Origin of the sequence: Pseudomonas sp. G5(2012), from assembly GCF_000408945.1 — a bacterium.
In the GTDB taxonomy this organism is placed as follows: Bacteria; Pseudomonadota; Gammaproteobacteria; order Pseudomonadales; family Pseudomonadaceae; genus Aquipseudomonas; species Aquipseudomonas umsongensis.
Genome location: NZ_APIO01000112.1, coordinates 1 through 20223, shown reverse-complemented (window position 1 = coordinate 20223; position 20223 = coordinate 1). Strand labels below are relative to the sequence as shown.

Genomic DNA, 20223 nt, shown 5'->3' with positions numbered 1-20223 from the left:
CGAATCCTGTAGGAGCAAGGCTTGCCCGCGATGAGGCCCGTCGCCTCACTGAAGATTTAAAGGAATGAACCATGCTCCAACTAATCCTCGGCGGCGCCCGCTCCGGCAAGAGTCGCCTGGCTGAAAAGCTGGCGACAGACAGCGGCCTTCAAGTGACCTACATCGCCACCAGCCAACCCCTGGACGGTGAAATGAACGAGCGTGTCGCCCATCACCGCGCCCGCCGTCCGACCGAATGGGCGTTGATCGAAGAGCCTGTGGAACTGGCCCGCATCCTGCGCGAAACCGCCAGCAGCGAGCGCTGCCTGCTGGTGGACTGCCTGACGTTGTGGATGACCAACCTGCTGATGCTCGATGACACCGAGCGTCTGGTGGCCGAGCGCGAAGCCTTGCTCGAATGCCTGGCGTCGTTGCCGGGTGAAATCATTTTTGTCAGCAACGAGACCGGAATGGGCGTCGTGCCGCTGGGCGAATTGACTCGCCGCTATGTCGATGAAGCCGGTTGGCTGCATCAAGCCCTGGCCGAGCGTTGCCAGCGTGTCGTCCTGACCGTTGCCGGCCTGCCCCTGACTTTGAAAGGAACTGCTTTATGAGCCCAACCTGGTGGCTGAACCCCTGCAAACCGATCGACGCCCAGGCGGTCGAGCAGGCGCAAGCCCGTCAACAGCAACTGACCAAGCCGGCCGGCTCACTCGGTCAGCTTGAGTCGGTGGCGGTGCAACTGGCCGGACTGCAGGGGCAGGTGAAGCCGAGTCTGGAGCGGTTGTGGATCGCGATTTTTGCCGGTGACCATGGTGTGGTGGCCGAGGGAGTGTCGGCCTATCCCCAGGAAGTCACCGGGCAGATGCTGCTCAACTTCGTCAGCGGCGGTGCAGCGATCAGTGTGTTGGCGCGGCAGTTGGGCGCCTCCCTGGAAGTGGTCGACCTGGGCACCATCACACCGTCGTTGAACCTGGCGGGTGTGCGACACCTGAACATCGGGCCCGGCACGGCGAATTTTGCGCATGGGCCAGCGATGACCGCGGCGCAAGGCGAACGCGCGTTGCAGGCCGGTCGCGACAGCGTTGAGCGCGCCGTTGCGATGGGTGCGCAACTGTTCATCGGTGGCGAAATGGGCATCGGCAACACCACGGCGGCCAGCGCCCTGGCCTGTGCCTTGCTCGATTGCCCGGTGGTGCACCTGGCCGGGCCGGGTACGGGGCTGGATGCGGCGGGTGTCAGTCGTAAAGCGCAAGTGATCGAGCGCGCGCTGGTGCTGCACGGCGCTCAACGTGGCGATGCGCTGCAGACCTTGTTCAATCTGGGCGGTTTTGAAATCGCGGCACTGGTGGGCTCCTACCTGGCGTGCGCCCAGCAAGGCATTGCAGTGCTGGTGGACGGGTTCATCTGCAGTGTCGCGGCCTTGGTCGCGGTGCGGTTGAATCCGTCGTGCCGCCAATGGCTGTTGTTCGGTCATCGCGGAGCCGAGCCGGGCCATCGTCATGTGCTGGAAACCCTGAAGGCCGAACCCTTGCTGGACCTCGGCTTGCGCCTGGGCGAGGGCAGTGGTGCCGCGCTGGCCGTGCCATTGCTGCGTCTGGCGTGCGAGCTGCACGGGCAGATGGCGACGTTTGCCGAAGCGGCGGTGGCGGACCGTCCGGCATGATCTTGCATCTGGACTTGTTGCGTCACGGTGAAACAGAACTCGGTGGCGGCTTGCGCGGCAGCCTCGACGATGCGCTGACCGACAAGGGCTGGGCGCAGATGCGCCAGGCGGTGGCGGGGCAGGGGCCTTGGGATCGCCTGGTCAGTTCGCCTTTGCAGCGCTGTGCGCGTTTCGCCGAAGAACTGGCGATGCAGTCAGGGCTGCCGATCGAGCTGAACAAAGACCTGCAGGAACTGCACTTCGGTGCCTGGGAAGGACAGAGTGCCGCGGCACTGATGGAAACCGACGCCCAGGCCCTGGGTTTGTTCTGGGCTGATCCGTATTCGTTTACCCCGCCAGAGGGTGAACCGGTCGCGGAGTTTTCAGCGCGAGTACTCGCGGCGGTCGCACGCTTGCATGGGGCGTACGCCGGAGAGCGTGTGCTGCTGGTCAGTCATGGCGGGGTCATGCGTTTATTGCTGGCCCACGCCCGGGGCTTGCCCCGCGAGCAACTGCTCAATGTCGAAGTGGCGCACGGCGCGCTGTTCTCGCTCTTGGTCGAGCCCGGTGGTCTCTTGAGGGAAGTGCGCTGAACATGTTGCCATTCTGGATCGCCCTGCAATTTCTCAGCAGCCTGCCGGTTCGTTTGCCGGGCATGCCGACGCCTGAGGAGCTGGGGCGCTCGCTGCTGTTTTATCCGCTGGTGGGTGTGCTGTTCGGCGTGATTCTGTGGGCGCTGAACGGGCTGTTGCTGGGCACGCCACTGCTGCTCCATGCCGCACTGCTATTGACGGCGTGGGTGCTGCTCAGTGGCGCGCTGCACCTGGACGGCCTGGCCGACAGCGCCGATGCATGGCTGGGCGGATTCGGCGACCGCGAGCGCACGCTGACGATCATGAAGGATCCGCGCAGCGGGCCGATCGCCGTGGTCACGCTGGTGCTGGTGTTGCTGCTCAAGTTTGCCGCGTTGCTAGCGTTGATTGAGCAGCAGCACAGTGTGCTATTGATCATCGTCCCACTGATTAGCCGCAGCGCGTTACTGGGGTTGTTCCTCACCACGCCCTACGTGCGTCCCGGTGGATTGGGCCAGGCGCTGGCCGATCATCTTCCGCGGTTGGCGGGCAAGCAGGTGTTGGCGGTCAGTGCCTTGTTGTGTGTGCTGATCGCTGGGTTCAACGGCGTTTGGGCGCTGCTGCTGGCGGCGCTGATGTTTGCCTGGCTGAGGCAGGTGATGCTGCGCCGATTGGGCGGCACGACAGGTGACACGGCAGGGGCGTTGCTGGAGCTATTGGAAGTAGCCGTGCTGGTGGGCGTGGCGCTAATCCTGTAGGAGCGAGCATGCTCGCGATGGAGGTACAAGCACCGAGGGGTGTCAGGCACTCAGCGTCATCGTTGACGTCCATCGCGAGCATGCTCGCTCCTACAGGTAGAGGGGTTTGGTGTAACATAAATTTGCTTTCATTCAACCACGGGTATATACACGCACCATGCTCGAATCCCAATGTTTATGCATCAACCTGCGTCGCGCCGCCCGTGGCGTCAGCAGGCATTACGACGGCGCTCTCGATGGCTTCGGGATCAACGTTGCGCAGTATTCTTTGCTGTGCAACCTGCAGCGCCTGGATCAACCGAGTATCTCCACCCTCGCCGAAGCCATGGGCCTGGATCGCAGTACCCTGGGGCGCAACTTGCGTGTGCTGGAGGGTGATGGCCTGGTGACGCTGGTCGAGGGCGAGGACATGCGCAATCGCATCGTCCTGCTCACCGAAGCGGGCGCCGAGCGCCTCAAAGCCGCCTTGCCCGCCTGGGAGGCGGCGCAACAGCGCTTGGTCGATCGCTTGGGCGCGGAAAAGCGTGAAACGTTATTGAAGTTGCTGGACGAACTGGCTTGAGGTCAGTTTTTTCGATTTTAAGCGGGTATATACCCGTAAATGGAGAACAAGAATGACCTCGATGTGGCGTACGTGCGGTTGGGTTTTACTGGGAAGTGCGCTGATCCTGGCGTTGTCCCTCGGGGTGCGACACGGTTTCGGGCTATTCCTGGCGCCGATGAGTGCCGAGTTCGGCTGGGGGCGTGAAGTCTTCGCCTTCGCCATCGCCCTGCAGAACCTGATCTGGGGCCTGGCGCAACCCTTCACCGGCGCCCTGGCCGACCGCTTTGGCGCGGCCAAAGTGGTGCTGGTCGGCGGCGTCCTGTACGCGGCGGGGTTGGTCTGCATGGGGCTTTCCGACTCGGCGGTGACCTTGTCCCTGAGCGCCGGCCTGCTGATCGGGATCGGCCTGTCCGGCACCTCCTTCTCAGTGATCCTCGGCGTGGTCGGGCGTGCGGTGCCGCCAGAAAAACGCAGCATGGGCATGGGTATCGCCAGTGCCGCCGGTTCGTTCGGCCAGTTCGCCATGCTGCCGGGCACGCTCGGTTTGATCGGCTGGCTCGGCTGGTCGGCGGCATTGCTGGCGCTGGGTGTGCTGGTGGCACTGATCGTGCCGCTGGTGAGCATGCTCAAGGACAAGCCGCTGCCGCTGCTCGGCCACGAACAGACCCTTTCTGAAGCGTTGCGCGAGGCGTGCTCCCATTCGGGGTTCTGGCTGCTGGCATTCGGCTTTTTTGTCTGTGGCTTCCAGGTGGTGTTCATTGGCGTGCACCTGCCAGCGTACCTGGTGGATCAACATCTGCCGGCGACGGTGGGTACCACGGTGCTGGCCTTGATCGGCCTGTTCAACATCTTCGGCACCTATACCGCCGGCTGGCTCGGCGGGCGCATGTCCAAACCGCGTCTGTTGACTGGCCTGTACCTGCTGCGCGCCGTGGTGATCGGGTTGTTCCTGTGGGCGCCAGTGACGACGACCAGCGCCTACCTGTTCGGGATGGCCATGGGGTTCCTATGGTTGTCGACCGTTCCCTTGACCAACGGCACCGTGGCCACCTTGTTCGGCGTACGAAACCTGTCCATGCTCGGTGGGATTGTTTTCCTGTTTCACCAGCTCGGGTCATTTCTCGGTGGCTGGCTGGGCGGGGTGGTGTACGACCGGACCGGGAGCTACGACTTGATCTGGCAGGTGGCGATCCTCTTGAGCCTGATGGCGGCCGCGCTTAACTGGCCCGTGCGTGAGCGGCCCGTGGCGCGTCTGCAAAGCCAGCTGAGTGCGACATGAACAGCCTCTGGTCGCGGATCGTGATCGCCGCTGTGTGCGGCTTGCTGCTGGCCGTGGCCTGGTGGGGCTGGCATCAGGGCGGCCTGGCGTTGATGCAACTGGGCATGGGGGCGTGCTAGAGGGCGGCATTCTTCAAGGACGCTTGCTAGCAGCAAGTGAGGGCGAGTAACTTCAATCTCACAAGAACTCTCAAGGAAGCACCGATATGCTGATGCGCTGGCTGGCGGTTCCCGTGTTACTGGTAGCGTTTACCGGATTGGCCCAGGCGGCAGAGTGCCCGGCGCTGCTCGAAGGCTCGTTGCCCAAGCTGCGCGCCAAGGAATCCATCGATCTGTGCCAGCGTTTCGCCGGCAAGCCGCTGGTGGTGGTCAATACCGCCAGCTTCTGTGGTTTTGCCCCGCAGTTCAAAAGCCTCGAGGCGCTCAATCAGCGCTACAAGGAACAGGGGCTGGAGGTGATCGGTGTGCCGTCCAATGACTTCAAGCAAGAGTCCAAGGACGGCGCCGAGACCGCCAAGGTCTGTTACGTGAACTACGGGGTGACCTTCACCATGACCGAACCGCAGAAAGTTCGTGGTGACGATGCCACGCACCTGTTCCAGGTCCTCGCCAAACAAAGCGGCGCGCCGAAGTGGAATTTCTACAAGTACGTGGTCGATCGCCAGGGCAAGGTGATTGCCAGCTTTTCCAGCCTGACCAAGCCCGATGATCCCGAGTTCATTGAGGCCGTGGAAAAAGCCCTGGCTTCGCCACCATTGGCCTCCACTCCTTGATCTGTGGGAGCGAGCCTGCTCGCGATGGACTTGAGAGCGCCGCGGGGTGTCAGGCTTCACACGTTATCGTTGACGTCCATCGCGAGCAGGCTCGCTCCCACAAAAAAGCCCCGCCTCTGTGTAAGAGCGCGGGGCTTTTTTTGATTCAGGCGGCGAGCCTTTCAAACTCCCTGACGGTCATCAGAAGCGGTAGGTCGCACCGACACCGAAACCGTTCGCCCAGTTTTCATACTTGGAGCTGTAGGCTTGGCGGCCGTTGTTATCGTTGACCTTGACCGACTCTTCATGCAGGTACGAATACGCAACGTCGATGGTCAGGTCGTCGGTCGGGCTCCAGCCGGCACCCAGGCTGAAAATCTTGCGATCGCCGGTGGGGATGCGTGGAGAGCGGTTTTCGTTGTTGGTTGGCGCCTGGTCAACCGACAGACCGGTACGCAGTACCCACTGCTTGTTCAACTGGTAGGAGGCACCGATGGCGTGAGCCCAGGTGTCGTGCCAGTTCTGCTCTTCGGTGATGGTGCCAAACGCTGGGTTCAAAGCAGCAGGCACGCCACTGTTCTCGACGGTGATTTCTTTCAGGCGGCTCCAGCGAGTCCAGGTGCTGCCTGCGTAGAGGGTCCACTGGTTGTCCAGTTGATGGGTAACCGAGAAGTCGACCGACTCAGGCGTGGTGATGTCCAGTGAAGCGTCGTACTTCTGGTTCGGGTTCTGACGCAGGTTCGTGAGGAAGCCGTAGTTGACCTTGGTGTCACCCTCGAGCTTGTACTTCACTTTCGAGTGGTAGGTCAGGCCGACGCGAGTGCTGTCGGTGGCTTGCACCAGGATACCGATGTTGTAGCCCAGAGCGGTGTCGTCACCCTTGATCTTAACTTCGCCGTCCGGAGCCGCCGGGTTCAGCGAAAGGTTCGATTCCAGCTTGCCGTCGATGCGGTTAATGGTAGGACCGAAGCCGATCGACACCTTGTCGTTAAAGGCGTAGCTGACGGTTGGCTGCAGCGTCACGATGGTGACTTCACTCTTGCTGCCGAAGTAACGGCCGGCAAAGCCGTTCTCGTAGTCGGTCACCAGGCCGAATGGCGCGTAGACGCCGAAACCGACTGCCCACTGGTCATCGAGTGGCTTGACGTAGTAGCCCATCGGCACGCCCATGAAAGGGACCATGTCACCTTTGTTGGTGCCGCCATTGGGACGGGAGCTGGCATCGCTGATATCAGCGTGCGCGTCGATGAATGCAACACCGCCAGTCACTTGTTCGCGCTTGAGGCGCGACATGCCAGCAGGGTTGCCAAATACGGTGGATGCGTCGTCGGCAGCGGAAGATCGCCCGGCAAAACCTGTCCCCATCCCGCTGATGCTTTGTTCGTTGAGGGCGAAACCACTCGCGAAGATCTGGGTGGATGCCAAGGCAACGGCGAGGCTAATGGTGGTTTTGAGCATTACTTTTTTCATTATTAGAACTCCTGGTGATCACCGGGGCGAAAATTACCAACATTTTCGTCCCAGCGCCATAGGCTGTAATGCTTGATTTAGAGCGGTTTTGTAGGACAATCCGACCAAATTCGCTGCCAGTTGAGCGATCTTTGAATTCGGGGCAGTCAGCAGGCGACCTGATTCAGCGGTGCAACACAGGTTTGCCAGGCGCAGGTGAAATCTCTCAGGCGTCCCTGGGGCTGGAAGGTCTGGCGCCAGATTCGGGCCATGCCCAGCAAGTCGTCTGGTTCGGGGAGGGGGGTATTCTGTTCTTCGACCAGCAGCCAGGCGATGGCGGTGGCGTAACGCAGGTTGACGGTCAATTCCAGGTGCGGGCCGCTGAGGAATGCATGTTGGCTGGCCAGGCCACGCACCAGGCTGGCGCGTTCCGGATCGAGTGCCAGGTAATGGTCCCAAAGTGCCTGGTGGCGGGGTTCGGCGATTCGATACAGGCCGTGTCCACGGCGGTCATGCAGGGCGGAACCAAGGGCTGACTGGCTGGCGGCGATGCCTAGCAGCAGGGATTCGGCGGTTGCGCTATGGCGTCCAAGGTAGATCAAGGTCGGACGGATTACATAACGGCACAGTTCGCTGGCAGCGATACCCATAAAACCCTCGATACATCAAATTGGCGACGAACCTGAAAGGCTTTGGCAGCGGTGAATCGACTCAGGCTCGTCGGAAGCGGATCAAGCCGCTTGAGTTGAAGTCTAGTGTCATATTCACCGCGTAAAGGACTGTTTTTAAAATATTTCTGCCGGCGAGTTATAAACGTTATATCTATCCGTGCTTAGTCATCGTGAAACCTTGCGCAACAAAAAGCCCCGCTTTTCGGGCGGGGCTTCTGGTGTTTCAGGCTTGCTGGCGTATCAGGCGACCAAGGCCTGACGCGTACGCTCGATGACCGCCTGCAGCGGTTCGGCGCTGGAATACTGGTCGGGGTACAGGCGTTCGCTGTGACGGGCGATGCCGTGTTCGTTGACCAGGGTGAAGCTGAAACAGCCTTTGCGAGCGGCCATGATCAGGCAGTTCATTGGTGCAAAAGCGTTGGTTAGGGTGCGGATGGCATCCTGGGTGTGGATTTGAGTAGACATAGTCATTGGGTGTTCCTACAAGCGACACGGATAAGAGCCGTGCAAAATTAAAACGTTCCAGTAACGACGACCACCGTTGGTCGAACGAAGAACCCTGACTGGAACAAAGCAGCCAGTTTGAAGCGCTGATAAATTGGCGCGCTTGGGCTGGCAGGTAGGTACTTAGGAGGGCAGGCAACACATCAAGGGCAAAGGTTCTGGGCCCGGGGTGAAGATCCTGATCAATTTGCAGGCTGGTTCGGTCAGCGTAAATGAGCTTGGCAACACCCTTCGTTTATTCAAAGGCTGTATTGGCGCAAGATTTACCTGGAAACCATCGAGGTGGTCGATCCCGCTTTTTCGGTAGCGGCTTCCTGTGGGAAGGCTGCGCCGGGGGGATTTGTTCGACCAGAATTGACTTTCAGCTTGGTACTAACGCCGCGGATAGTAACGGATTGAAAAGGCAAAGGGAAGTGTGCTGGCAAAAAATCCTGGATGTTCGCTTGGCGTCATCCTTCGCCTACGCTTCGACGAGCCTTGGAAATTGTTCGATCATCGAGCGTAATCCGACCGGCGGTCATCGCTGGGAGCTGCCTGGAGCGCGGGTTTTACGGGGGGTTATCCCCAACGAGCAAGAAAATTGCGCCGAAAAAAACCGGTGATATAACCATCCAGAAGGTAGTTGTGCACATTAGTTGCGCAGACTGTCACCCTGCTGTCATCCAGCCTTCAAACGCAGTGGGTGCCTGTAACCAAAATTTAAGTCAATGAAAAATATCGTCTTTTTTAACTGGTGAAAAAATCGTCAGTTTGACTGCAGGCCCCATTCCATAAGCCTTTGCGCGAGTTCAATGGCGGTTGTCCACTGAGTTATCCACAGCTTCTGTGGATTGTCCCGAGCGCTTGCTCTAGGACGGGCGTGCCGGGTTTTTTTCGGCTTTACCTGTAAGAAAAAGAGAGTAGAGTGGCGCGCCTTCCGATCTGCCCACAGTGCTTTATGAAGTTTCGTACACCACCTCCTTCCTCTTCCGCCAAATCGTCCACGGTAGCCTCACCCAAGCGCTTTTCGATGCGGGTGGCCGAGTGGTTGCTGGACAGCCCGCGCCTGGGCGAAAACTCCAACGTCAAACACATCGCCGGACGTTTACTCAAGCAACCGGCCCGTGAAGGCGTCGTCGCCGCGCAAAGCCGGTTGGGGCAACTGATGTGCCGTGAGTGCGGCAATGCCCGGGATCGCCGGATTGGCCAGGATCTCTTGCGTCAGGCCGCGCGGGCAGGGGACCTGCGTGCGCAACAGGAACTGGGCCTGATCGAAGACTGAGCTGTCCAAGACCTGACGCCTTGGTTAACCTTCAGGCTTTATTTCAATGGCAGGAGTGGCTATGGCTATGGACTTGACCAGCGCATTGCTGGGGCTTGCGGGCGCGGCGTTGCCATTGCTGGTGTTGGCCTGGCAACTGCAGCGCCGGGCGAGCACCGCCCAGGCCCAGGCATCGTTGCTGGAAGAGCGCCTGGCCACGGCGAATCTGGCGCAGGATGGGGTGAATGCGCAACTTGAGGCCTGTCGCGATGAAATCGCCGATCTCGGTCAAGCCAACGCAGCCAAGCAAGCGGACCTCGCCGCGGTGCGCCGTGAGGTCGAGCTGCTGCAAATCGAGCGTGACGATGCCCGCGATGCTGCTCACGCCTGGAATATCGAACGCGCCGGCAAAGAAGTCGAACTGCGCCGCCTCGACGCCCTGGCCGCTTCTCTCAAGGCCGAGCTGCGCGAGCAACAGGAAAGCCATCAGCAGCGCCTCAACGACCTGCAGGGCTCACGGGACGAGCTGCGTGCGCAGTTCGCCGAACTGGCCGGGAAAATCTTCGACGAGCGCGAGCAGCGTTTTGCCGAAACCAGCCAGCAGCGCCTGGGGCAATTGCTCGATCCGTTGAAAGAGCGCATCCAGTCTTTTGAAAAGCGCGTCGAGGAAAGTTATCAGGCTGAAGCCCGAGAGCGCTTTTCCCTGGCCAAGGAACTGGAGCGCCTGCAACAGCTCAACCTGCGCCTGAGCGACGAAGCCACCAACCTGACCCGCGCCTTGAAAGGACAGAAAACCCAGGGCAACTGGGGCGAGTTGATTCTGGAACGCGTGCTTGAGCATGCGGGGCTGGAGAAGGGGCGCGAGTACCAGACCCAGGTCAATCTCAAGGGCCCGGACGGCGAGCGTTTCCAGCCGGACGTGATCATTTACCTGCCCGGCGACAAGCAGGTGGTCGTCGACTCCAAGGTCAGCCTGACGGCCTATCAGCAGTACGTGGCGGCCGAAGACGAAGCCATCGGCCAGATCGCCATCAAGCAACATGTGCTGTCGCTGCGCAACCACGTCAAGGGCTTGGCCGGCAAGGACTACAAACGCCTGGACGGCTTGCACAGCCTGGACTTCGTCCTGTTGTTCGTACCGATCGAAGCGGCGTTCTCTGCCGCGTTGCAGGCGGAGCCCACACTGTTCCAGGAAGCCTTCGACCGCAACATCGTGATCGTCAGCCCGACCACGCTGCTGGCGACCCTGCGTGTCATCGACAGCCTGTGGAAGCAGGAGCGGCAAAGCCAGAACGCCCGGGAAATCGCCGAGCGGGCAGGATGGCTGTACGACAAGTTCGTGTTGTTCATCCAGGATCTGGACGAAGTCGGCAATCGCTTGCAGCAACTGGACAAAGCCTACAGCTCGGCGCGCAACAAGCTGACAGAAGGCCGCGGCAACCTGGTCAGCCGCAGTGAGCAGCTCAAGCTGCTGGGCGCGCGGGCGAGCAAGAGCTTGCCAGCGGATTTGCTGGAGCGGGCGATGACCGATATTGACGGGTTGGTCGAATTGCCGGAATAGGCGAGCCTGCCCGCGATTGTTGATCGTTCCCACGCTCTGCGTGGGAATGCATCCCGTGACGCTCGGCGTCACCCTTGCACCCGACTCAAGCCTTGCGTCGATAGCGGAACGCGGAGCGTCCCCGGCGGCATTCCCACGCGGAGCATGGGAACGATCGGTGCGCAGGGACCGCAACGCCGCCGATTGATCGTTCCCACGCTCTGCGTGGGAATGCATCCCGTGACGCTCCGCGTCACCGTTGCACCCGACTCAAGCCTTGCGTCGAAAGCGGAACGCGGAGCATGGGAGCGATCGGTGCGCAGGGCCCGCGGGCTAAAGCGAAAGCGTTATAGCGGCAAATGCCGACTCAACAACGCCCGCAACGCCGCCGGTTTCACTGGCTTGGCCAAATAATCCAACCCCGCAGCATGCACCTGGGCCACGGTCTCGGGGCGTCCGTCGGCGCTGATGACCACGCCGGGTACCGGCTCGCCCAGTCGGGTGCGCAGCCAGGCCATCAGTTCGGTCCCGGTTTCGCCATCGTCCAGGTGGTAATCCACCAGTGCCAATTGCGGACGCAGGCCATCGCTGAGCAGGGCCATGCATTCCTCGCGGTTACGCGCGGTCCAGACTTGGCAGCCCCAGCGGGTGAGCAGGCTGTTCATGCCGATCAGGATGCTGTCTTCATTGTCGATGCACAGTACCTGGGCGCCGCTGGGCAGTTTGCCATTGAGTTCGGTAGGCTGGGCCGGCAGCGCGGCTAGCGCGCGGGCCAGGGGGACGCTCACACTGAACACGCTGCCGCGTCCCGGCCACGAGCGCACGCGTAGCTTGTGCCCCAGCACGCGACATAATCCGTCGGCGATCGCCAGCCCCAGGCCAAGCCCTTTCTCGGCGCGGGTCTGATGGCTGTCGAGGCGTTTGAATTCTTCGAATATCACCTGTTGCTTGTCTTCCGGAATGCCTGGCCCACGGTCCCACACTTCAAGGCACACCTCACCCTGGCGACGGCGCACGCCCAGCAGCACCGGCCCCTTGGCATAGCGGAAAGCGTTGGTGAGGAAATTCTGCAGGATGCGGCGCAAGAGCTTTATGTCGCTGTTGATGCGCAGCGAACTGCGCCTGACGCGAAATTCCAGGCCCTGGTCCCGCGCCAGCGCCTTGAACTCGGCACCCAGGGTGTCGAACAACTCATTGAGCGCGAACGGCTTGGCATCCGGGTTGATCTTGCCGTTTTCCAGGCGGGAAATGTCCAGCAAATCGCTGATCAGGTCTTCGGCCGATCGCAGCGAGCTGTCCAGGTGCTGGACCAGTTTTTGCGCCTCGGCGGACAAGCCGTCGTCCTGGTGAGTCAGGGCGGCGGAAAACAGGCGCGCGGCGTTCAACGGTTGCATGAGGTCATGGCTGACCGCCGCCAGGAATCGGGTCTTCGACTGGTTCGCGGCCTCGGCGGTGCCCTTGGCTTCGGTCAGGGCTACGTTGAGTTGCGACAGCTCGTGCGTGCGCTCCGCGACACGCTGTTCCAGGCCCTCATTGGCCTCGGTCAACGCCTGCTCGGCTTCGCGGAACGCCGTGATGTCGGTGAAACTCATGACGAAGCCGCCGCCGGGCATCGGGTTGCCGATCAGTTCGATCACCCGGCCATTGGGGAACAGCCGTTCGGACGTGTGCGCCCGACCTTGGCGCATCCAGTGCAGGCGACGCGCGACGTGCACTTCCGCTTCACCGGGGCCACACAAGCCGCGCTCGGCGTTGTAGCGGATGATGTCGGCAATCGGCCGGCCGACGCTGATCAGGCCATCCGGGTAGTTGAACAGCTCCAGGTAGCGGCGGTTCCAGGCCACCAGCTTCAGCGACTGGTCGACCACGCTGATGCCCTGGGTGATGTTCTCGATCGCGCCTTGCAGCAGCGCGCGGTTGAATTGCAGGACTTCGGAAGCCTCGTCGGCGATGCGCACGACGTCTTCGAGTTGCATTTCACGGCCTTCAATGGCGGCTTTTACCACCGCACGCGTCGATGAAGCACCCAGCACACCCGCGAGCAATCGTTCGGTGTGGGCGATCCACTCACCATCGGCGTTCTGGTTCGGATTGAAGCCCTTGCCCTGGCGGTAGGCAAAACGAATGAAGCTCTGCCGCGCGCGTTCTTCACCGACGAAGCGCGCGGCCAGTTGCAGCAGATCGTCGATCTGTACCGCGAGCATCGAGCGGGCGCTGGGTCGGGCACTGATTTCCTGGCCGATGAAGCGCCCGGCCTGCCAGTGCTCCGACACGCGGGTGCGCGACAACACCGAGACCCAGGCGAACAGCGTGAAGTTGCCCGCCAGCGACAGCACCACGCCTTGGGTCAGCGGGGTGATCGGCAGGTTCAACGGGTTGCTGTGCAGCCAGGCCAGGCCCGGAAAACTGTTCAGGGATAAACCCAGGCTATGGGCGGCAATCGGCAGGACCAGTGTGTAGAACCACAGGAATGTACCGGCGGCGAGTCCGGCAAATACGCCGCGGCGGTTGGCCTGTTTCCAGTACAGCGCGCCGAGCATCGCCGGTGCCAGCTGCGTCACGGCGGCGAAGGCGATCTGGCCGATGGTCGCCAGGCTGGCGGTCGATCCCAGCAGTCGATAACTGACGTAGGCCAGCAGCAGGATGACCACGATGGTCACGCGGCGCACCGACAGCATCCACTGGCGGAACACCTCGAACGGGCGCTCGGCATTGTTGCGGCGCAGCAGCCAGGGCAGCAGCATGTCGTTGGAGACCATGGTCGACAGCGCCACGCTGGCCACGATCACCATGCCCGTGGCCGCCGATGCGCCGCCGATAAAGGCCAGCAGCGCCAGGGCAGGATGAGCCTGGGCCAGCGGCAGGCTGATGACAAAGGAGTCCGGCAGCACGGAGCTGGGCAGCAGCATCTGGCCCGCCAGCGCGATCGGCACGACAAACAAGGCCGCCAGGGCCAGGTAGGCCGGGAACACCCATTTGGCCAGGCGCAGATCCTGCGGGTCGATGTTCTCGACCACGGTCACGTGAAACTGCCGCGGCAGGCAGATGATCGCCATCATCGCCACGCCGGTCTGCACCACCATCGATGGCCAGTTGATGGTCTCCTTCCAGTATTCCTCCAGGCGCGGGGCGAGCATGGCCTGGTCGAACAGGTCATCGAAACCGTCGTAGAGGCCGAAGGTCACGTAGGCGCCCACCGCCAGGAAAGCGAACAGCTTGACCAGCGACTCGAACGCAATCGCCAACACCATGCCGCGGTGGTGTTCCGTGGCGTCGAGGTTGCGCGTGCCGAAGACAATGGTGAACAGCGCCAGTACGAGGGACACCACCAGCGCAGTGTCTTGCGCGCGAACCCCCATGGCATCGGCGCCGGCACCGATCAGCAGGTTCACGCCGAGCACGATGCCCTTGAGCTGCAGTGCGATGTAGGGCAGCACGCCGACCAGGCAGATCAGCGCCACCACCACCGCCAGGGACTGCGATTTGCCGTAGCGGGCGGCAATGAAGTCGGCAATCGAGGTGATGTTCTCCTGCTTGCTGATCATCACCATTTTTTGCAGGACCCACGGCGCACCGAGCAACAACAGGATCGGCCCGAGGTAGATCGGCAGGAAGGACCAGAGTTGTTCGGCCGCCTGGCCCACCGCACCGAAGAAGGTCCAGCTGGTGCAGTAGACCGCCAGCGACAGGCTGTACACCCAGGCTCGCATCCGCGGCGGCAAGGGCGCGCTACGGCGGTCGCCGTAGAAGGCGATGGCGAACATGATGGCCATATAGGCCAGGGCGACGACGGCAATCAGCCCGCTGGACAGCGACATGGGAACTCCAGGCAACCAAAGACACCCGGACCTCCCGCCCGGACAGACAGTCTCGCACGATGGCCGGGGTTAGTCAGTGTCGACCAAGGTCGTGGCGTGGCGGGGTGTCGCAGGGTTGTGCGCTGTCAGATCTTTGGTGTCTGTGCGGTCCTCATTCGCGAGCAAGCCCGCTCCCACATTTAATCCGTGTACGACGCAGATCCAATGTGGGAGCGGGCTTGCTCGCGAAGGCGGCCTCACTGCCCCAACGCAATCTCGATCAACCGATGCAACTCCTCACTCTCCAGCGGCGCCTCGGAGAACAGGATACGAAACACAATGGGTGCCGCCACCATATTGATCAGCCGGTCGACGCCAGGCTTGGGCTGATCCGGATAGCGATCCAGAATCACCTGCAATTGCCCGCCAATGATCGTCGCGCAATAGCTCGGTTTGAGGCTCGATTGCACGTCGCGCAGCATGTTGCGCCCCGGCGCGGAGCTCATTTCATCCAGATACTGATCCGCCCAGGCTCGCACATCACCCAGCAGGCTGCCGGTATTGGCCGACTCGGTTTCCGGTCGCATGCGGGCCAGGGCGACGTCCGCCAGCAGCGCCGACAGGTCCCCCCAGCGCCGATAAATGGTCGAAGGCGTGACCCCCGCGCGCGCGGCAATTTGCGGCACGGTGACGCTGGCGCGGTCTTGCTCTTCAAGCAGTTCGCGCACGGCGGTGTGGATCGATTCCTGAACCCGGGCGCTGCGGCCGCCGGGGCGTAGAGTGGGCGCTGTCATTGCAAATGTCCTGTTTTACGGGGCTCTGTAGGGCCATGCCGGACCTTAACACAAAGAATTTGCTTTAAGCGCCAGCCGGTAGCACACTCCGCAAAAGCAAAAAATTAGCTTTTGCGGAGCGTGTCCATGCCCAATTCCCATCCGAACCGTGCCAGCCTGTGGTTCCTGGCTATCACCTTGCTCAGTTTCCTGGCGGCTTCCACGGCGCCGACGCCGTTGTATCACTTGTATCAGGAGCAGCTGCAGTTTTCCGCTGCCATGCTCACCCTGATTTTCGGCGTGTATGCCCTCAGCCTGTTGGCTGCGTTGTTGACGGTGGGTTCGCTCTCGGACTACCTGGGGCGCAAGCCAGTGATTTTCACTGCTGTCGTGCTCAATGGCGTGGCGATGCTGCTGTTTATCTACGCCGATAGCGTTGCCTGGCTGATCGGTGCCCGGGTGCTGCAAGGTTTTGCCACCGGCATGGCGACCGCCGTGCTCAGTGCCACCTTGCTGGATGTCGATCGCCAGCAAGGGCCGCTGATCAATAGCGTTGCGCCCTTGCTCGGCATGGCCATGGGCGGCATGGGCTGTGGCCTGCTGGCGGAGTTCGCCCCCGCGCCCCTGCAATTGACTTACTGGCTGCTGCTCGCCCTGTTTGCGCTGCAGGCGGTGTATGTCTGGCGTTTGCCGGAAAGCGTATCGCCACAGGCCGGGGCCTGGGCATCGTTGCGCCCGACCCTGCATGTGCCCGTACAAGCACGCTCGACCCTGTGGCGGGTATTGCCGCTCAATGTGGCGACTTGGGCGCTTGGCGGTTTTTACGCATCATTGGCGCCGTCGCTGGTGCGTACGGCCACCGGTTCGACCTCGAACCTGATCGGCGGAGCAACGGTCGCAGCGTTGACATTGACCGGTGCCGCGATGATTTTCACCCTGCGCAACCAACCCGCGGGCAAAGCGCTGCAGCTGGGCACAAGTTTACTGCCGGCGGGTATCGTGCTGATCCTGTTGGGCGTGCACAGCGCGAGTCTGCCACTGTTTTTCCTTGGCACCCTGGTGGCCGGCTGTGGCTTCGGCGCCGGTTTCCTGGGTGCTGTACGCAGTCTGGTGCCCTTGGCCTTGCCCCATGAGCGGGCGGGATTGATGTCGGCGTATTACGTGCTCAGTTACCTGGCGTTCTGCCTGCCGTCGTTCCTGGCCGGAAACCTGACGCGTACGTTCGGCCTGGTGGCGACTGCCGATGGCTATGGGGCGGGGCTAATTATTCTCGCTGTCGGCGCCTTGCTGATGTTGTGGCGGCAGCGCACAGCCCGGGCGTGTGTTGCGGGCGAATGATTTTGTATCTGCAAAATAGATAACAGTTAGAGATATTACCCGTTATATAGATATTCTATCTGGATCTAAGATGGACTCCACCTCACGAGAGGACAGGAGTTCGCCATGACATGCCCCAATACCCTCAATCCCGGAATCAAACCGTTCAGCCATTTGCAGCACCCGCGCGAAGTCATCCGCCAGTTCACCCCTAACTGGTTCGCCGCCACCATGGGCACCGGGGTGCTGGCCTTGGCGTTGATGCAATTGCCCGTTGCCAGTCCAGTGCTGCACGCCATTGCCGAAGGACTTTGGCTGTTCAATATCTTTCTGTTCCTGTTGTTTACGCTGCTGTACGCGGCACGCTGGGTGCTGTTTTTCGATGAGGCGCGGCGGATTTTCGGCCACTCCACGGTTTCGATGTTTTTCGGCACGATCCCCATGGGCCTGGCGACCATCATCAATGGCTTTGTAGTCTTCGGCTTGCCGCGCTGGGGCGAGGGTGTGATTCACCTGGCAGAGGCCTTGTGGTGGCTGGACGTGGCGATGTCCGTGGCGTGCGGGGTGCTGATTCCCTTCCTGATGTTCACTCGCCAGGAGCACAGCATCGATCAGATGACCGCTGTATGGCTGCTGCCGGTCGTGGCAGCGGAAGTCGCGGCCGCCAGCGGTGGCTTGCTGGCGCCACACCTGGCCGATGCGCATGGGCAACTGGTGATGCTGGTGACCAGCTACGTGCTCTGGGCATTTTCCCTGCCGGTGGCGTTCAGCATCCTGACGATTTTGCTGCTGCGCATGGCGCTGCATAAACTGCCCCACGAAAACATGGCGGCTTCGAGTTGGCTGGCGCTCGGGCCGATCGGTACCGGTGCACTGGGCATGTTGCTGTTGGGCGCCGATGCGCCGGCAATTTTTGCCGCCAACGGTTTATCGGGTGTCGGTGAAATTGCCGCGGGGCTGGGCCTGGTCGCCGGGGTCACCCTGTGGGGATTTGGCCTGTGGTGGATGCTGATGGCGGTGCTGATTACCTTGCGTTATCTGCGCGCCGGCATTCCTTTCAATCTCGGCTGGTGGGGTTTCACCTTTCCGTTGGGCGTCTATTCTCTGGCAACGTTGAAACTGGCCAGCACGCTGCACCTGGTGTTTTTCAGTGTCTTTGGTTGTGTGCTGGTGAGCCTGCTGATCGTGATGTGGCTGATCGTCGCCAAGCGTACGGTGCAAGGCGCCTGGCGCGGCGAGTTGTTTGTCTCGCCGTGCATTGCAGGATTAAAGAAATAACCGGCAAAGATTAGGTAATGTGTGGCCTGGATCGACGTGCGACATTCCAATGACGGTATCCACGCCATTCGTTACCCACTCACAAGCTTCAGGGACACATGGAAGATGAGTCACCCTTCACAGTTCACCTTGCTGCGCACCCGGCGTTTCCTGCCGTTCTTCGTGACCCAGTCCCTCGGGGCGTTCAACGACAACATCTTCAAGCAGTCGTTGATCCTCGCCATCTTGTACAAGTTGTCGATCGAAGGCGACCGTTCGATCTGGGTCAACCTGTGTGCGCTGCTGTTCATCCTGCCGTTTTTCCTGTTTTCGGCGCTGGCCGGGCAGTTCGGCGAGAAGTTCGCCAAGGATGCGCTGATCCGCCTGATCAAGCTTTGGGAAATCGTCATCATGGCGGTGGGGGCGGTGGGCTTCCTGTTCGATCACCTGTCGTTGATGTTGCTGGCCCTGTTCGCCATGGGCACGCACTCGGCGCTGTTCGGGCCGGTGAAGTACTCGATCCTGCCCCAGGCCCTGCATGAAGACGAACTGGTGGGTGGCAACGGCCTGGTGGAAATGGGCACCTTCCTGGCCATTCTCGCCGGGACCATCGGCGCCGGCATCATGATGTCGTCCAGTCATTACGCGCCGGTGGTTTCCACCGCGATCATCGCTATCGCCGTGCTCGGCTACCTGGCCAGTCGCGGCATTCCGAGGGCCGCGGCGGCCTCGCCGGAATTGCGCCTGGACTGGAACATCTTCAGTCAGTCCTGGGCCACCCTGAAGCTGGGTCTCGGCCAGACCCCGGCGGTGTCGCGTTCGATCGTCGGCAACTCATGGTTCTGGTTTGTCGGGGCGATCTACCTGACGCAGATCCCGGCCTATGCCAAGGAATGGATGCACGGTGACGAAACCGTCGTGACCTTGATCCTGACGGTGTTCTCGGTCGGCATTGCCGTGGGCTCGATGCTTTGCGAAAAACTCTCCGGGCGCAAAGTCGAAATCGGCCTGGTGCCGTTTGGCTCATTCGGATTGACGGTGTTTGGCTTGTTGCTGTGGTGGCATTCCGGCGGGATTCCCGACAGCGCCGTGGGTCATGGCTGGCTCGAGATCCTTGGTTTCGGCCACGCCTGGCTTGTATTGCTCGACATCCTCGGCCTGGGCGTGTTCGGCGGTTTCTACATCGTGCCGCTGTATGCCTTGATCCAGTCGCGCACCGCCGAGAACGAACGGGCCCGGGTGATCGCCGCCAACAATATTCTCAACGCGCTGTTCATGGTGGTGTCGGCGATCGTCTCGATCATCCTGCTGAGCCTGGTCAAGCTGTCGATACCGCAGTTGTTCCTGGTGGTGTCGTTGCTCAACATCGGCGTCAACGCCTACATCTTCAGGATCGTTCCCGAGTTCACCATGCGTTTCATGATCTGGCTGCTCAGCCATTCCATGTACCGCGTAGAGCATCGCAACCTCGACATGATTCCCGATGAGGGGGCGGCGTTGCTGGTGTGCAATCACGTGTCGTTCGTCGATGCCTTGCTGATTGGCGGTGCGGTGCGTCGACCGATCCGCTTCGTGATGTACTACAAGATCTATAACTTGCCGGTGCTCAATTTCATCTTTCGCACCGCGGGGACGATTCCGATCGCGGGTCGTCACGAAGACATCCAGATCTACGAAAAAGCCTTCACGCGCATCGCGAAATACCTGAAGGACGGAGAGTTGGTGTGCATCTTTCCCGAGGGCAAATTGACCACCGATGGCGAGATCAACGAGTTCAAGGGTGGGCTCACGCGCATTCTCGAAGAAACTCCGGTGCCGGTCATTCCCTTGGCGTTGCAGGGGTTGTGGGGCAGTTTCTTCAGCCGCGATCCGGGCAAGGGGCTGTTTCGCCGCTTGTGGTCACGGGTGACGCTGGTGGCGGGGCCGATGGTGGCTGTTGAGGCGGCGCAGCCGGCCCGGTTGCAGGCAATGGTGGGTGAGTTGCGGGGTGCGGTGCGGTAGGTCCGAGAGAAAATCCTGAGGGAGGTGGCTTGTCGAGTCGCCGCGTCGCAACGATGGCGGCATTAAAGCCGACCAGTCGTTCGCAGCTGTACCCGATCTACTGTAGGAGTGAGCCTGCTCGCGATAGCGGCCTGACAGCGTACATA

Annotated in this window: 19 protein-coding genes; 14 read left to right on the top strand and 5 right to left on the bottom strand. The window is 61.3% G+C overall.

Annotated features, from left to right (window positions below; genetic code table 11):
- Positions 1–71: 71 nt before the first annotated feature.
- The 8 genes from cobU (at position 72) to PG5_RS27440 (ending at position 5549) form a co-directional block, all read left to right on the top strand.
- Positions 72–593: a bifunctional adenosylcobinamide kinase/adenosylcobinamide-phosphate guanylyltransferase gene (gene cobU, locus PG5_RS27470; RefSeq protein WP_020800349.1), complete on the top strand. Its 522-nt coding sequence runs from the start codon at positions 72–74 to the stop codon at positions 591–593.
- On the top strand, positions 590–1645 hold the full coding sequence (gene cobT / locus PG5_RS27465) for a nicotinate-nucleotide--dimethylbenzimidazole phosphoribosyltransferase (RefSeq protein WP_020800348.1): 1056 nt from the start codon (positions 590–592) through the stop codon (positions 1643–1645). Before cobU ends, cobT begins: the two co-directional genes overlap by 4 nt.
- Positions 1642–2217, top strand: a complete 576-nt coding sequence (gene cobC / locus PG5_RS27460) for an alpha-ribazole phosphatase family protein (protein ID WP_020800347.1) — start codon at positions 1642–1644, stop codon at positions 2215–2217. Before cobT ends, cobC begins: the two co-directional genes overlap by 4 nt.
- A gap of 2 nt (positions 2218–2219) precedes the next feature.
- On the top strand, positions 2220–2954 hold the full coding sequence (locus tag PG5_RS27455; protein WP_020800346.1) for an adenosylcobinamide-GDP ribazoletransferase: 735 nt from the start codon (positions 2220–2222) through the stop codon (positions 2952–2954).
- Positions 2955–3111: 157 nt separating this feature from the next.
- Positions 3112–3516 carry a MarR family winged helix-turn-helix transcriptional regulator gene (locus tag PG5_RS27450; RefSeq protein WP_020800345.1) on the top strand — a complete coding sequence of 135 codons (405 nt, stop codon included), beginning with the start codon at positions 3112–3114 and terminating at the stop codon, positions 3514–3516.
- A gap of 52 nt (positions 3517–3568) precedes the next feature.
- A complete protein-coding gene (locus tag PG5_RS27445) occupies positions 3569–4777 on the top strand; it encodes an MFS transporter (protein WP_020800344.1) in 1209 nt (402 codons plus the stop codon).
- Positions 4774–4896, top strand: coding sequence for a hypothetical protein (locus PG5_RS35060; protein ID WP_020800343.1), 123 nt, complete (start codon positions 4774–4776; stop codon positions 4894–4896). The genes PG5_RS27445 and PG5_RS35060 overlap by 4 nt, the downstream gene beginning before the upstream one ends.
- An 86-nt stretch (positions 4897–4982) precedes the next feature.
- The gene (locus PG5_RS27440) at positions 4983–5549 is read left to right on the top strand and encodes a glutathione peroxidase (RefSeq protein ID WP_020800342.1); all 567 of its coding nucleotides are present in this window, start codon (positions 4983–4985) and stop codon (positions 5547–5549) included.
- Between the two features lie 180 nt (positions 5550–5729).
- Here PG5_RS27440 and PG5_RS27435 read toward each other — a convergent pair whose 3' ends face one another.
- The 3 genes from PG5_RS27435 to PG5_RS27425 form a co-directional block, all read right to left on the bottom strand.
- Positions 5730–6998, bottom strand: a complete 1269-nt coding sequence (locus PG5_RS27435; protein ID WP_020800341.1) for an OmpP1/FadL family transporter — start codon at positions 6996–6998, stop codon at positions 5730–5732.
- Between the two features lie 146 nt (positions 6999–7144).
- Positions 7145–7627, bottom strand: a complete 483-nt coding sequence (locus PG5_RS27430) for a hypothetical protein (RefSeq protein ID WP_020800340.1) — start codon at positions 7625–7627, stop codon at positions 7145–7147.
- A 261-nt stretch (positions 7628–7888) separates the two neighbouring features.
- Complete coding sequence (locus PG5_RS27425; protein ID WP_007898912.1) at positions 7889–8113, bottom strand: hypothetical protein; 225 nt, start codon at positions 8111–8113, stop codon at positions 7889–7891.
- A gap of 251 nt (positions 8114–8364) precedes the next feature.
- Here PG5_RS27425 and PG5_RS34360 point away from each other — a divergent pair, with 251 nt between their 5' ends.
- The 3 genes from PG5_RS34360 to rmuC all read left to right on the top strand — a co-directional run bounded on the left by PG5_RS34360 (position 8365) and on the right by rmuC (position 10953).
- Complete coding sequence (locus PG5_RS34360; protein ID WP_155943754.1) at positions 8365–8754, top strand: hypothetical protein; 390 nt, start codon at positions 8365–8367, stop codon at positions 8752–8754.
- A 335-nt stretch (positions 8755–9089) separates the two neighbouring features.
- A complete protein-coding gene (locus PG5_RS27420) occupies positions 9090–9413 on the top strand; it encodes a hypothetical protein (RefSeq protein WP_080725343.1) in 324 nt (107 codons plus the stop codon).
- Between the two features lie 175 nt (positions 9414–9588).
- Positions 9589–10953, top strand: coding sequence for a DNA recombination protein RmuC (rmuC, locus tag PG5_RS27415; RefSeq protein WP_169840440.1), 1365 nt, complete (start codon positions 9589–9591; stop codon positions 10951–10953).
- A 326-nt stretch (positions 10954–11279) separates the two neighbouring features.
- Here the strand turns inward: rmuC and PG5_RS27410 are convergent, their stop codons facing one another.
- Entirely contained in the window at positions 11280–14750 is a 3471-nt protein-coding gene (locus PG5_RS27410) for a PAS domain-containing hybrid sensor histidine kinase/response regulator (protein ID WP_020800336.1), read from the bottom strand.
- 236 nt (positions 14751–14986) lie between these two features.
- Positions 14987–15523 carry a TetR/AcrR family transcriptional regulator gene (locus tag PG5_RS27405; RefSeq protein ID WP_020800335.1) on the bottom strand — a complete coding sequence of 179 codons (537 nt, stop codon included), beginning with the start codon at positions 15521–15523 and terminating at the stop codon, positions 14987–14989.
- Positions 15524–15649: 126 nt separating this feature from the next.
- Here PG5_RS27405 and PG5_RS27400 point away from each other — a divergent pair, with 126 nt between their 5' ends.
- The 3 genes from PG5_RS27400 to PG5_RS27390 all read left to right on the top strand — a co-directional run bounded on the left by PG5_RS27400 (position 15650) and on the right by PG5_RS27390 (position 20077).
- Positions 15650–16840, top strand: a complete 1191-nt coding sequence (locus PG5_RS27400) for an MFS transporter (RefSeq protein ID WP_020800334.1) — start codon at positions 15650–15652, stop codon at positions 16838–16840.
- Positions 16841–16945: 105 nt separating this feature from the next.
- Complete coding sequence (locus tag PG5_RS27395; protein ID WP_020800333.1) at positions 16946–18097, top strand: TDT family transporter; 1152 nt, start codon at positions 16946–16948, stop codon at positions 18095–18097.
- 105 nt (positions 18098–18202) lie between these two features.
- A complete protein-coding gene (locus PG5_RS27390) occupies positions 18203–20077 on the top strand; it encodes an MFS transporter (RefSeq protein WP_020800332.1) in 1875 nt (624 codons plus the stop codon).
- Positions 20078–20223 lie beyond the last annotated feature (146 nt).